At 71.0% G+C, this 14079-nt stretch carries 10 protein-coding genes; 5 read left to right on the forward strand and 5 right to left on the reverse strand.

The annotated features are described in order from the left end of the window. Window positions 1-57: 57 nt before the first annotated feature. Window positions 58-1767 (forward strand): enoyl-CoA hydratase-related protein, encoded by a 1710-nt coding sequence (locus ACZ4XD_RS29935; protein ID WP_468047139.1) that lies wholly within the window; start codon window positions 58-60, stop codon window positions 1765-1767. Window positions 1768-1852: 85 nt separating this feature from the next. Here ACZ4XD_RS29935 and ACZ4XD_RS29940 read toward each other — a convergent pair whose 3' ends face one another. Beyond that, complete coding sequence (locus tag ACZ4XD_RS29940) at window positions 1853-2380, reverse strand: winged helix-turn-helix domain-containing protein (RefSeq protein ID WP_468047141.1); 528 nt, start codon at window positions 2378-2380, stop codon at window positions 1853-1855. Between the two features lie 827 nt (window positions 2381-3207). Between ACZ4XD_RS29940 and ACZ4XD_RS29945 the strand changes: the two genes are divergently transcribed. The 3 genes from ACZ4XD_RS29945 to ACZ4XD_RS29955 all read left to right on the forward strand — a co-directional run bounded on the left by ACZ4XD_RS29945 (window position 3208) and on the right by ACZ4XD_RS29955 (window position 6853). Continuing rightward, window positions 3208-4164 (forward strand): hypothetical protein, encoded by a 957-nt coding sequence (locus ACZ4XD_RS29945; RefSeq protein WP_468047142.1) that lies wholly within the window; start codon window positions 3208-3210, stop codon window positions 4162-4164. 212 nt (window positions 4165-4376) lie between these two features. Further along, complete coding sequence (locus tag ACZ4XD_RS29950) at window positions 4377-5828, forward strand: amino acid permease (RefSeq protein ID WP_468047144.1); 1452 nt, start codon at window positions 4377-4379, stop codon at window positions 5826-5828. 140 nt (window positions 5829-5968) lie between these two features. Next, complete coding sequence (locus ACZ4XD_RS29955; protein WP_468047145.1) at window positions 5969-6853, forward strand: GNAT family N-acetyltransferase; 885 nt, start codon at window positions 5969-5971, stop codon at window positions 6851-6853. 81 nt (window positions 6854-6934) lie between these two features. On the opposite strand, the gene ACZ4XD_RS29960 is transcribed toward ACZ4XD_RS29955, so the two are convergent. The 3 genes from ACZ4XD_RS29960 to ACZ4XD_RS29970 form a co-directional block, all read right to left on the reverse strand. Further along, a complete protein-coding gene (locus ACZ4XD_RS29960; RefSeq protein WP_468047147.1) occupies window positions 6935-7441 on the reverse strand; it encodes a DinB family protein in 507 nt (168 codons plus the stop codon). A 120-nt stretch (window positions 7442-7561) separates the two neighbouring features. Continuing rightward, a complete protein-coding gene (locus tag ACZ4XD_RS29965; RefSeq protein ID WP_468047148.1) occupies window positions 7562-7753 on the reverse strand; it encodes a hypothetical protein in 192 nt (63 codons plus the stop codon). 124 nt (window positions 7754-7877) lie between these two features. Continuing rightward, window positions 7878-10283: a SpoIIE family protein phosphatase gene (locus ACZ4XD_RS29970; RefSeq protein WP_468047150.1), complete on the reverse strand. Its 2406-nt coding sequence runs from the start codon at window positions 10281-10283 to the stop codon at window positions 7878-7880. 151 nt (window positions 10284-10434) lie between these two features. On the opposite strand from ACZ4XD_RS29970, the gene ACZ4XD_RS29975 reads away from it, so the two are divergent. Next, window positions 10435-11214: a VOC family protein gene (locus tag ACZ4XD_RS29975; protein WP_468047151.1), complete on the forward strand. Its 780-nt coding sequence runs from the start codon at window positions 10435-10437 to the stop codon at window positions 11212-11214. Between the two features lie 60 nt (window positions 11215-11274). Here the strand turns inward: ACZ4XD_RS29975 and ACZ4XD_RS29980 are convergent, their stop codons facing one another. Then, the gene (locus ACZ4XD_RS29980) at window positions 11275-14064 is read right to left on the reverse strand and encodes a hypothetical protein (RefSeq protein ID WP_468047152.1); all 2790 of its coding nucleotides are present in this window, start codon (window positions 14062-14064) and stop codon (window positions 11275-11277) included. Between the last annotated feature and the right edge of the window lie 15 nt (window positions 14065-14079).

Here is a 14079-nt window from a genome sequence, read left to right on the forward strand (position 1 = left end):
CCGGTGCGGGACGATCCAGCCATCCGCCCATCGGTCCCAGCTCCAGGGGAGTCTGCTGTGCGCATTCTGCTCATCGCCGGCGCGTTCAACAGTCTGACGCAGCGCGTGTACGCCGAACTCGGTGACCACGGACACCAGGTGAGCGTGGAACTGGTGACACGGGACACCCCGCTCCCCGAGGTCGTACGCCGCCATGCGCCGGATCTGATCGTGGCACCGATGCTCAAGACGGCCATTCCCCGGGAGGTGTGGTCCGCCCATACCTGTCTGATCGTGCACCCCGGGCCGGTAGGCGACCGGGGGCCCTCCTCCATGGACTGGGCGGTGCATCTGGGCGCGGACCGGTGGGGCGTCACGGTGCTCCAGGCCAACGACGAGATGGACGGCGGCGACATCTGGGCCGCGGCGCACTGCCCCGTCCCCGACGTGGGCAAGAGCGACCTCTACCGCAACGAGATCGCCGATGCCGCGGTCGAGGCCGTCCTGACGGCCGTCGCCCGTGTGGCGTCCGGAACCCACCGCCCGCAACCACAGGCCGAGCTGTCCGAGGCCGCGAAACACGGCCGTCCCCGGCCGCCCTTCCGTCAGGACCTGCGCCGGATCGACTGGCGCTCCGACTCCACCGACACCGTCGTACGCAAGCTGCGCGCCGCCGACTCCCAGCCCGGCGTACGGGACGAACTGCTCGGCGACATCTGGCATTTGCACGGCGGTCACCCTGAGGACACCCTGACCGGCCCGCCGGGCGAACTGCTCGCCACCCGAGATGGCGCGATCTGCCGGGCGACGGCCGACGGCGCCGTATGGATTCCGGAACTGCGGCCGCCCCGCACGCTGGGGGAGCCCGGCACCCTCAAACTGCCCGCCACCCTGGCGCTGGGCGACCGCCTCCCACCGCTCCCCGAGGTCCCCGCCCCGCTCGACCCCGGTGACGGCCCCCGGACCTGGAGCGATATCCGCTACCGCGAGGACGGCCCGGCCGGCTTCCTGGAGTTCTCCTTCCCCGGCGGTGCGATGAGCACCGACCACTGCAAGCGGCTGCTCGCCGCCTACCGCCACGCCTGCGCCCGGCCGACCTCCGTGCTGGTCCTCGGGGGCCGCCGGGACTTCTTCTCCAACGGCATCCATCTGCACGTCATCGAGGCCACCGCCGACCCCGCCGAGGAGTCCTGGGCCAATATCAACGCCATGGACGATCTGGTGCACGCCGTCCTGACCACCACCGACCGGCTGGTGGTCGCCGCGCTCGGCGGCAATGCCGCGGCCGGCGGGGCGATGCTGGCCCTCGCCGCCGACGAGGTGTGGTGCCGCGCGGCCGTGGTACTCAACCCCCACTACCGGCTGATGGGGCTCTACGGCTCCGAATACTGGACCTATACCCTCCCCGGCCGGGTGGGTCCCGAGGTGGCCGGGCAGCTCACCGCACGCGCCCTGCCGATCACCGCCGCGACCGGGGCGCGGCTCGGCCTGGTGGACCGGATCCTCGACTGCCCCGCGCAGGACTTCGCCGCACGGACGGCGGGGCTCGCCGCCCGGCTGGCCTCGGCGTCGTCGACGCAGGCCCGTATCGCCGCGAAGAAGGCCGACCGGGAACGCGACGAGGCGCACCGTCCGCTCGCCGCCTACCGCGAGCTCGAACTGGCGCAGATGCACCGCATCTTCTTCGACCCGGATCAGCCGTACCACGCCCTGCGCCGGGCCTTCGTCCGCAAGGAACCCGCGGCGGCGACCCCCGCGCACCTCGGCTTTGCACCTGCCGGGACCTGAGGACGCACGGCAGCGGGCCGGCGACCGACCGGTGTATGCCGGTCACCGGCCCGCTGCCGCGTGAGCGCCGATCGTGGCGACCGGCCTACGGGACGGGCTGGTACTTGTATCCGATCCCGAAGACCGTGCTGATGCAGTCGCGCAGGCCGGGGCCCAGACGCCGGCGCAGCCGGGCGATGTGGACATCGACGGTGCGGTTGCTGGACTGGCAGCTGGGCCAGACGGCGGCCATCAGCTGCTCCCGGGTGAAGGCGCGCCGGGGATGCAGCACGAGATGGGCCAGCAGGTCGAATTCCAGGCGTGGCAGGTCGAGTTGGCGGCCCCTGACGAAGACGGTCCGGGCCGCGGTGTCGATCCGGACCGGCTCCGGACGCGGCCGGCCGGCCGGTGGTTCATCGGCCGGTTCCGCGCGCGGGGGCGCCAGGATGATGTGGACCTCGTCCGACGGCAGCCGGTGTACCGATACGGGTTCCAGGTCGTGCAGGGTCAGTTGCCACTTGCCGTCAGGGAGCCGGTCGACCGCCAGGGGTGGCCCTTCGCCGGGCCCGGCCGTGGGCGGCCGGCCGAAGTCGGCGTCCGGTCGCAGCGCAAGCGGGGTCGTCGAGGAGTTCATTAACATGATCTGGGCCCATTCCTCTTGCAAAGCAGGCGTGTACGGACAGACATGGCGGTGCTCGACGTGCACGGGCGCTGAGGTGCTTCCGCGGTGCTCGCGGCGTGGTCCGGTGTGCGGCGGGTGGCCGACCCAGGCACTTGTGGTGCAGGTCCGCCCAGCGGGGTCGATCGCTCCGTTCGCGCCGCAAGAACGCTCGCGCCCATGCCCGTACCCAGCCATGACGTGGTGTGAAGTCACGGCCTCCGGTCCAGACGAACGCTACATGTGATCGCGCGCTTCCGGAAAGTAGCATCCGCTAATTCAGTTGCTCTTGAGCCGAATTTGTGATGCGCGGCCCCAACGCGGGTGGCGGGCCCGAGGGTTGGGGCCGGGGGTGCTCTTCCGTTCAACAAGTGCACGGTCCCCAGGGGAGTGTGGACGGGGCCGGGCCGGGGGCCCGCCCTCCGGGACTTCATGGTCTCCGCGGCCCCCTTCGGCTCGCGCGAGGCCGTGGCCATGGAAGCAGGGGATACGGAGGGGTAATCAACAGCGAGGTGCACTTGTGGAGGACCTGTAAACCTGTGAATATGCCAAATAAATGGCCGGTGGTGAACGTACCGGCAAAGTGGAGGGCTTCCGAAGGCCGGTCGAGAAGTTGTTTCCTTTTCAATCTCATCGAGACTAAAAGGTGCGGAACCAGATATTCCAGGCGGCTTGTTTTCGCAATGAGTTGAGGATGAGTAGGGTGTGGCCGCTGTCACTTGACCGGTGGCAGGGGTCCAGCTGAATTCGGCGCAGCTGGAATGCCGTGTGGGGGAAGACGCCTTCGTGACCGGGAGGGGACCATGGCGGCCGGCTCATTCGAGGGGCAGTACGTGTGGAGTCCAGCGGCCGATGACCGGGCGCTGGCGCGCGCGTGTATGGACGTTCGGGCCGGGCGGTACTTGAGCGCGCACGAGGTTCTCCGGGAAGCCCGGGAGGATTTCGAGGTGCGCGCCCACCGGTCGCTGGTGCTGGCGTCCGTGGCCGCCGATTCGGACCTGGCCGAGCGCTGGCTGGCCGAAGAGCCGGGGCCGGACGCGGCGCTGCTCTGGGCCCGGGTGGCGATGCTCCGGGCCCTGCGCATGGCCGACGCCGGTGACCGCCGGCAGGGCGCCCTGGCCCGGATAGCGCAGTCGGCGTGCGAGCGGGCCGCCAAGCTGCTTCCCGACGACCCCACCCCGTGGGTGGCCCAGCTGGCGCTGACGCGCCTCGACCGCCCCCAGGACCCGGCCCCGCAGGGGCTGCTGACCGCGCCGGCCGGCCCCTGGTACCTCCTCGCGCACATCCTCCGGCTCGACCCGTGGCACCGCGAGGCGCACCACCGCTTTCTGTCGTTCTTCTTCACCCGCTACGGCGGCTCGTCCGGCGCGAGCTGGGACGTGGCCGCATTCCTGAGCCAACGGGCCCCGGCCACCTCACCGCTGCGACTGCTGCCGCTGGTGGCGCTGGTCGAGGACTACAACCCGTCCGCGCTGCTCGCGGACCACACATGGGAGCAACCCCAGTGGATCAGCGCCGCGTTGAGCATCTACCACCACTGGTTCCCGCGGGTGGCGGGTTACCGCTTCACCCCGGTGCTGGATCTGGCGTATCTGGCACATGCGCTGTTCATGGCGAAACATGAATTCGAGGCGCGGGAAGTCTTCACCGCCATGGGGCCCTATGCCTCGCGTATGCCCTGGAGTGCATTCGGCGACCCGGAGGAGCAATTGACGAAAGCCAGGCGCTCGTGCGGACTCCCCGTTCCGCATGGCGGCTGATTCGCTGGTGCGCATGGTGTGGCATGAATTTCCTGCCGCAAGAGGCGCTCCATTCTGCACCACCTGTGCGAACAACTCAGCCCGATCCATTCACCTCCCCGCTTCCCCCCAGAAAGGTTTCGGTTGTGTCCGAGCGTACGTCTCCAGCTCGCTCGCAAAACCCCCACACGGCAGATCCCGTCACTCTTGATGACGATGCCACGCTCCACGCCATGGGCTATCCGCGGAAACTCACCCGCAGGTTCCGCGCGTTCGACAACTTCGCCATTTCCTTCACCATCATCAACATTATTTCCGGCATCTTCTCCTCCTTCGGATTCGGGATGAACGCCGGCGGCCCGCGGATCCTGATCTTCGGCTGGATCGGCGTATCGATCATGGTGCTGTTCGTCGGTGCCGCGATGGGTGAGATCGCCTCCGCCTACCCGACCAGCGGCGCGCTCTACTTCTCGGCCGGCAAGCTGGCCAAGCGCCACCAGGGCGCCTGGTCCTGGTACACGGGCTGGCTGAACTTCGTCGGCCAGGTCGGCGGCACCGCCGCCACCAACTTCGCCGCCGCCACCTTCATCCAGGCGTTCCTCACCATGCAGTGGCCGTCCTACGAGGCGACACCGCAGCAGACGGTCGCCATCACCGCGGCCATCCTTCTCCTCCAGGCGCTGGCTAACACGTATACGGTGCGCCTGGTCGCGGTGGTGAACCGGATTTCCGTGTGGTGGCTGCTGATCGGCATGGTGGTGATCGTCGGCGCGCTGACCCTGATACCCGACCACCACCAGTCGCCCTCGTTCGCGCTGCACTTCGTCAACAACACCGGCTTCACACAAGCGATTTACGGCGGAATGCTGGGTCTGCTCGTCACCAGCTGGACCTTCACCGGTTTCGACGGCAGTTTCCACATGTCCGAGGAAACGGTGAAGGCAACGGTCAACGCGCCCAAGGGCATCATGCGGGCGATCAGCTACTCCGCGATCACCGGGCTGATCCTCATGCTCGCGCTGGTGTATGCGATCCGTGACTACGGGCATGCGGTGAGTGCCGAGGCGCCGCCGGTGCAGATTCTCATCGACGCGCTCGGCCAAAGCACCGCCAAGTTCCTGCTGTTGATCGTTATCGGCGCCATGCTGTTCTGCGGCCTCGCCAACATGACCAGCAATACCCGGCAGATCTTCGCCTTCTCCCGGGACGGCGCGATGCCCGGCTCCCGTTGGTGGCATTCGGTCTCCGCGCGCACCCGTACCCCCGTCAAGGCCGTCTGGCTCGCCGCGGCCTGCCCCCTGGTGCTGGTGCTGCCCGGCTGGTGGTCGCACACCGCCTTCACCGCGGTGGTGAGCGTCAATGTCGTCGGGCTGTTCCTCGCCTACGCCGTGCCCATCTTCCTGCGGCTGCGGCTCAACGACTTCCAGGCCGGGCCGTGGAACCTCGGGCGCTACGGCAAGCCCGTCGCGGCGATCGCGGTGACCTGGATCCTGATCAGCAATGTGCTGTTCATGCTGCCGCAGGCGTACCCGATCACCCCGGCCTCGTTCAACTATGCGCCGATCGCGCTGGCAGTGGTGCTGATCATCGCCACCGTGTGGTGGTTCGCCACCGCCCGGCAGCGCTTCCAGGGGCCGATCAGCTACGGCCGCCCCGACGAGGTCGCCGCCATGGACCTGATCTGACGCCGGCCGCGGCGGCACCCGGGCCCGGACCCGCCGGAGGAGCTGCTCCGGCGGGCCCGCCCCGCCCACCACCCGGCACCGGCTCCACACGCTTCCCGTTCACCGCCCCCTGACCCCACCAGAAGGGACGAACACCCGGCATGCCCACTCTCGGCAACGCTCCGGATCCACAGCCCGTCACCGACGAACTCACCGTCCGTACCGCCTCGTTGGACGACTGGCACGAGGTGGCCCAATGGGCCGCCGACGAGGAGTGGAACCCCGGACGCGGCGACACCGCCTGCTTCCACCCCCTCGACCCCGCCGGCTTCTTCATCGGACGCCGCGCCGGACGGACCGTCTCCGCGGTCTCCGTCGTCAACTACTCGGACGCCTATGCGTTCCTGGGCTACTACCTCGTCCACCCCGACCACCGCGGACAGGGCCTGGGCCTCGCCACCTGGCGGGCCGCCCTCCCGCACGCCGGTGCCCGGACCGTGGGTCTCGACGCGGTCCCCGCCCAGCTGGAGACGTACCGGCGCGCCGGGTTCGCCCCCGCCCACGAGACCCTTCGTTACGCCGGACGCCCCCTCGGCCCCGGCACTCCCACGCCGGACGTCGTCCCCGTCACCGGGGCGCATCTCGACGCCGTCGCCGACTACGACCGGCGCTGCTTCCCCGCCGACCGCCGTGCCTTCGTCACCCGCTGGCTGACGGCCCCCGGCCACACCGCCCGCGTCTTTCTGCACGACGGTGCGATCGCGGGCTACGGCGTGCTCCGCCCGGCCCACACGGGTCACCGCATCGGCCCGCTCTTCGCCGACACCACCGCGGGAGCCGAAGCGCTCTTCGACGCCCTCGCGGCGTCCGTCGACCCGGCCGACGAGATCTCTCTCGACGTCCCCGGCCCCCGGCATGCCGCGCACACCCTGGCGACCTCCCGCGGGCTGACCCCGCGGTCGCACACCGTGCGGATGTACACCGGCCCGGTGCCCCCGGCGGAGCAGGAGCGCACCTTCGGCGTCACCAGTCTCGAACTCGGCTGAGGGACGGCGTCCGGCGTACCCCGCGACGGCCGTCACCGGCTCCCGCCCGGCAAGCACCGGGCGGGAGCCGGTGTGGCCGGCTCAGGCGCCGACCGTGCCGTCGATGGCCTCGCGGAGGAAGTCCGCATGGCCGTTGTGGCGGGCGTACTCATGGATCAGGTGCAGCATCACCAGACGCAGGGAGACATGCTCGCCCCAGCGCGGTTGGTAGCCCGTCACATCGAGCGAGGCGGCCTCCCGCTCGATGCGGCGGGCGTGCGCCACCTCCGTCTGCCAGGCGTCGAACGCCTCCGCGCCATCGGCCTGGCTCGCGTCGTACGCCGCCTGGAAGTCGCCCTCGGCCGACCAGACGAGCGGGATGTCCTCGCCGTTGATCACCCGGCGGAACCAGGTGCGTTCCACCTCGGCCATGTGCCGCACCAGCCCGAGCAGGGAGAGCGTGGAGGGCGGGCTCGACTGTCGTCTGAGGTCCTCGTCGGACAGGCCCTCGGTCTTCATGGCGAGTGTGGCCCGGTGGAAGTCGAGACAGGAGCGCAGGGTCTCCCGCTCGCCGGCGCGCATGGGTGGGGTGATGCGTTCGATGGTCACGGAGGGTGATCTTCCCGGGCGCCGCGGGGCGTCGCAAGGGGTTTTGCGGACGCGCGCCGGCACACCACGCGTGGAACAGGCCGTCCTCCGTGCGTCCGCCCGCCGCTCAGCCGGTGGTGCTCAGGGCAGATACCGCTCGATCGCGCCGGGCCCCTCCTCAGCGATCAGACGCCTGGCCCATTCCAGGCTCTCGGGGGTGGGTTCGCGCCCGGACACCTTCACCAGGTCCTCCGGGTCATAGGGCCGCTCGCTACCGGTGTACAGCTGAGTCGGCCGCCGCTCGGCCGCCTGCTCCCTGCCATTGCTCGTCACAGGGACCTCCTCTGTCCGCGCCCGCCGGGTCGCCGGGACCTCGCTTGGTTCCATCATGGGACCCGCTCCGAACACCCGCACGGTGTGCGCCGGACCGGCCCCGGCCACCGCGCCCGCCGGCCGGTCACCGGGCCGGCCGCGGAGCCCCGGAATAGCGCGGCGGAAACGCCTGCTCCGTCCAGATCGTCTTGCCGTACGGCGTGTAACGGGTACCCCAGCGCGGCACCAGCTGCGCGACGATGAAGAGCCCCCGCCCGCCCTCGTCGTCGCTGGCGCTGTGCCGGAGGTGGGGCGAGGTATGAGCGGTGTCGGACACCTCGGTCAGCAGGGTCCGGTCGCGCAGCAGCCGCAGATGCAGCGGCCCCGAGGCATGCCGTACGGCATTGGTGAACAGCTCGCTGACCACGAGTTCGGTCGCGTACGACAGCTCCGCGAGGCCCCACTCCCGCAGCTGCTGGGTGGCCAGCTCACGGGCCTTGGCCACCGCGGCCGGCTCCGCGGGCAGCTCCCAGGCCGCCACCTGCCGGGCATCCAGCTCGCGGGTGCGCACCAGCAGCAGCGCCGAGTCATCGGTGGCCGGACCGTCCGGCAGCAGCTCGGCCAGGGCGTGGTCACACAGGTCGTCCAGCGGACGGCGGTGCTCGCCCAGCACCCCGCCGAGGATCCGCAGCCCCTCGTCCACATCCCGGTGACGGGCCTCGACCAGCCCGTTCGTGAACAGGGCCAGCAGACTGCCGACCGGCAGTTCCAGCTCCAGGGACTCGAACGGCAGGCCCCCCAGACCCAGGGGCGGGCCCGCCGGCAGATCCGGAAAGGAGACACCGCCCTCCGGGTCGACGACGGCCGGCGGCAGATGCCCGGCCCGCGCCATGGTGCACCGCCGCGACACCGGATCGTAGACCGCGTAGAGGCAGGTCACACCGGTCGCCACATCGTCCGTGCCGAGATCCGTGCCGACCGTAGCGGCCTCCTCGGCGGTCTGTTCCACCAGGTCGTCCAGCCGGCCCAGCAGCTCGTCGGGAGCCAGGTCCAGCCGGGCCAGGGCGCGTACGGTCGTCCGCAGCCGCCCCATGGTCGCCGCGGCCTGGAGGCCGTGGCCCACCACGTCCCCGACGACCAGACCCACCCGGGTACCCGAGAGGCCGATGACGTCGAACCAGTCGCCGCCCACCCCGGCCCGGTCGTCGCTGGGCAGATAGCGGTAGGCCAGATCGACCGCGGACGGGGACGCCAGATGCTGGGGCAGCAGATCGCGCTGGAGGGTCAGCGCGGCGGTGTGCTCCCGGGCGAAGCGGCGGGCGTTGTCCAGGCACACCGCCGTCCGGGTGACCAGCTCGTCGGCGAGTTCGATCTCGCCCTTGTCGAAGGGCGTCATGGGGGCGCTACGGCGGAAGGTGACCAGTCCCATGGGGGTGCCGCCGGCCCGCAGCGGCACCACGATGGTGTTCTCCTCGCGCACCATCCCGCCCGAGGAGAGGCTGCGGTACTGGAGCGAGCCGGGCGGGTACTCGACGCGGTGCGGGCTGTACGGGGCGCCGTCCGGCCCCTCCTCGGCGGAGCGGGTGGCGACCCGCACCAGCGTGGGCAGCACACCGCCGGCCGGGTCGGGCTCGTCGCCGTTGAGTACGGACTGCATCAGATCGACGGTGACCGCGGTCGCGAACTCCGGCACCGCCACCTCGCTGACCTCCCGGGCGGTGGCGGTCATATCGAGGGTGGTGCCGATCCGGGCACCGGCCTCCACCAGCAGGTTCAGCCGCCGCTGCGCCTGGTAGCGGCCGGTGATGTCGAAGGCGTCCTCGCACACCCCGAGCACCTGCCCGTGGGTGTCCTGGAGCCGGTAATAGGAGCAGGACCAGACGTGGTCGGGCCCCGGGTCGGAGGGCTGCTGGCCGACGAAGTGCAGATCGAGGATCGGTTCGCCGGTGTCGATGACATGGTGCATCACCGCGTCGAGCGTGCGCGGATACCCCTCGGTCACGAACGTGCCGCCCGGATACAGCTCATCGGCGCGGGCACCGAGGAACTCCCGCAGCGGCAGCCCGACCTCCCGGATATACGCGCTGTTCGCCCAGGTCAGCCGGAGATCGGTGTCATAGATGCCCAGGCCCACCGGGGACTGGGTGGCCAGCCCGTGCAGCATCGCCTGGCGGGCCTCCCACATCCGGTGGGCCTCCAGTTCGGCCGCCACCAGGACCCGGGCCGGCTGGGGGCCGGGGCCTGCGGACACCTTGGCGAGCGGGCAGAAGGCGGCCGCCATCCGCACCAGTCGGCCGTTCCGGTGCCGCAACGTGAGCTCCCGGCCGCCGCCCAGCGCGTCGTCCGGTACGTCTTTGGTCCTGACAGCGGGCGGAATCAGCCGCTCCAGGGGCTGCCCGACGATCTCCTCCGGCAGATAGCCGAGGAGCCGCTGGGCCGCCGGGCTCCAGCCGATGATCAGGTCCTGGGCGTCCAGCACCGCGGTGGCCGCCCTGGCGACGTCGAGGGGACCACGGAAGTCGGCGCTCTCCGCCGCGTTCCATGCGTTCATGGCATCAGCCCAGCCCGGTTTGGTATCTACAGCATCGAGCCTGATCAAGACCGGCACAACCGCGCTGCCGCAGGGGGACGCGCCCTTGGTGCGGCCCCGCTCCGTCGCTGGCAGAGTGGGAAGGGGCGCTGAGCAACAGGAGGCAGATGTCATGTCGGCCCATGGCCCCGTCCCCGCGGTACGTGGCGCTCCGTGCTGGGTCAGCCTGATGGCCCGCGACCTGGAGGCCGCGCAGGAGTTCTACTCCGCGGTCCTGGGGTGGCGGTTCCGCCCGGCCAGCCTCGGTGAGGAGTTCTGCATCGCGTTGGCCGGCGGCCAGCCGGTCGCCAGCATCGGGGCCCTTGCCCAGAGTTTCCAGGTCGCGGTGGCCTGGACCTCTTATTTCGCGGTGGAGAACGCCGACGAGACCGCCGACCGGATCCGCGAGCGCGGGGCGACCGTCGCCGTCGGCCCGCTCAAGCTCGGCCCCGGACGCGCCGCCCTCGCCGCCGACCCCGACGGCGCCACTTTCGGCTTCTGGGAGGGCCAGACCCTGGCCTGGTCGGTCGGGCAGGGCAATGCTCCCGCCAGTCTCGAACTGCGCACCCGTGACGCCTTCGCGGCCGCCATCTTCTACGCCGAGGTCCTCGGCTGGGCCTCCGGGGAGCCGGGCGGCTGCGATGTGACCTACGAACACGACCAGGTGATCGTCAGCGACGGTACGCACGCCGTCGCCAGCCTGCGCGGCGGCGGCGTCGAGTCCGCCCCCGATCCGCGGGTGCGCCCCCGCTGGCACGTCCACTTCCCGGTCCGTGAGATCGAGAAGGTGACGGCCACCGCGGTGGCCGCCGGCGGAACCGTCACCCCCATCACCCCGACCGCGGACGGCGAGGGCTGCCAGGCCGTCATCCGCGACCCCGACGGCGGGCTGTTCACGGTCACCTCGACCTGACGCCGATGGCCGGGACTCCGAGCCGACACCGGTCCGGACCCCGCCGCCGCGTCGCCCCCGTCAGCGGTCCTTCTCCGCCTCCAGCGGCGGACACCACGACGACTGCTTCTGCCCGCCGACCCGGCCGCAGAAGCCCGCCTGGGTGGGCTTGCCCGCACCGTCGATGTGCTGCACGGACAGCAGTTTGTCCAACGGGACCTGGCGGTCCACATCGCCGCCGAAGCTGATGATGCCGCTCTCCCCGTCGAGCGCCTCGTCCCCGTGGACACCGCTGATCGCATGCCAGACGGCGGGCGGGGTCAACGGCATCTGCGCGGCGTCCTCGCGCAGTTGCTTGACCGCGTTGATGTACAGCTTGACGGCGTCAAAACCGAGCGCCGCATGGCCGTCCAGGGAGGAGCTCGCGACCTGGGCGCACTCCTCGGGGAACAGCCTGCTCAGCTCCGCGTACAGCTCGCTGGTGTCATCGCAGCGCGCCGAACCCAGCGTGAAGTCCAGGAAGTCGTACGGAATCCCGGGGTAGTGCTGCCGGCGTTCCGCGTCGGCGGCCAGCCGGGCCACATCGTCGCCGCCGAGGAGGGTGGGCGGATCCGAGTTGCAGGACTCGTTGATGCCGCCGAGCAGCGACTCGAAGTCCTCCGAGCGCCCCGCGAAGAACACCACGCCCGGGTAGGAGCAGCTCCGTTGGCCGACCGTCCCGGGCCCGGGGGCGTCCGACGAGGGGTCCGCGCCCGGGGGCGGGGGCGGGGTGAAGGAGGTCTTCTCGACCGTGAAGCCGCGGGCCCGGAAGCGCTGGGCGACATCGTCGCTGAGGGTCCTGCTGTAGGTGTCGCTGGGATCGGCGGAGCTGATGATCCGCACCTGCCGGGGCGGCTTCTTCCCGCCGTGGCCCACGACATGAGCGGCGTAGGCGGCCGCGACCTCCGCCTCCCGGGTGTTCTGCGGCGACACCTGGAAATACATCGGCGACTGCCGCACGAGCGAGTCCGCGGACAGCGTGGTGGCCACCATGGGCAGCCCCACCGCGGTCAGCTTCCGGATCGTCCGGTTGGTGGCCTCCCGGCTCTGGTCGAGTCCGGTGACCCCGACGAGCGACGGATCCTGCTGCCGGAGCCCGTCCAGGATCTCCACCACCCGCGTGCCGAAGCGCATCCCCGACCCGGCGTTGGCCGGGAAGATCCGCAGAATCGGCTCCGCGGCGCCGGTGCTGCGCAGCTGCCGGGACTGGGCGCTCGCCGCGCCCTGGAGCGCCTCGCGCCCGTAGGCGAGCTGTCCGGTGGACTTCCCCGAGACGCTGAGCAGCGCCGACAGATGGACGAGGGTGACGAACGGGCGTTCCGGCGCCGCGCGATGGGCCTCCTCGGCGCGGGCGTTCTGGGCGTGGATGGTGCGGAGGGTCTTGTTGAGCAGCGGGTCGGGGGAGTGGAAGGTGAAGCCGTTCCGTGCCACCCCGATGCACTCGCCGGTCTCCGCGGTGCGCAGGGTCTCGGCGTCGCCCTCGAAACGGTGCAGACCGCAGTGCGCCTGCCGGTAGTTGCTCTCCCGGCTCAGCACCAGCCCGCCCGCTCCCAGCAGCGCGACGAGCACACCGCACGCCGCCACCACCGACACCACCCGGCGGGCCCACAGCGGCGGTTCGGGAATCCGCAGCCGGGCGTCCTGGGCGACCTCCAGCCGCCGCGTCAGCTCATAGCTCTCGTCGGACGGCGGCAGCAGCCGCGGCACGGTGACCGGCAGATACCAGGGCGCGCGGTTACGGGCCCGGCCCTGGTGCAGAAAGGTGTCCCGCCAGCCGCCGTAGAGCCGGTCGGCGAGCTCCCACAGCGAGCTGTGACCCCAGTCCGCACGGATCCCGGTGCCTTCGGCGGGCGGCTCGGCGCCGCAGCTGATGACCAGCAGCGGATCGAAGGCACCCGTCTCGTTGCGTACGTCGATGATGGTCTGCAACAGCGGATAGCCACAGTTGTCGGCGTTCGCCCCGTCGAGCAGCGCCACACAGTACGCGGTGCGCCGGGCCGTACGGGGCCGCCAGATGCGGCGGCGGAAGGCGACCCGCAGATCCTCCAGAAAGGCGTTGACCATCAACTTGCGTAATTGTTCCGGGTCTTCGACCTGGTGGTGCGGTGCGGTCAGCCGCTCGGCGAACCCGATGAAGGTGCCCGGGTCGCGCGGCGCCAGATAGGGCTGATTGAGCAGCCAGCGGTACTCCCGGCCCAGCCCGCGGCGCACCCGGAACCAGGCGAGCGGAAAGACATGGACCGCGAACAGCCATACCCACCACGGCACGGTGCCGTCGACCGCGAGCTCGGTCTCCGGGGAGCGCAGCAGTCCGAAGAGCCGGCGGCGCCGGAACTCCCGCTCGCGCAGGCCCTGAAGCAGGGTGTGGTCGTTGCCCTCCATACCGCCCGAGTACGGCGCGGCGCCGGTTGCTCCGGCCTGCGTCAGCCAGTTGACCAGGCCGAACCTGCGGAAGCGGACCCGTCCGTCGCTGCCGTGGACGCTGCGGGCGAAGCCCTGCGCCAGCCGCTCCAGCGTGCGGCGCACCGCCTCGACGGATTCCGGGGGCGGGGGCGGTGCGCCGTCCTGGAGATCGTGCAGACAGTGCGGGACCCGCCGGGGATCGGCGTGGCTGAGGAAGTAGCTGATGCCCTTGGCGAGTTGGGTGTGGTCCGCCCCGCTCACCAGACAGAGCACCGGCAGACCTTCACGTCCCTGAGCCACTCCGCGGTGCCGCACCGGCTCCGGACACTCCCGGCGCCGTGGCCTGCGCACCAGATCGGCTATCAGACGCAGGAGATGCCCGGCGCCGCGGAAGACGGGGATATTGGAATCGAGTTCGTTCGACGCCATGACGCCCCTGAGGAA

It is taken from the genome of Streptomyces sp. NPDC029466 (genome assembly GCF_055574515.1).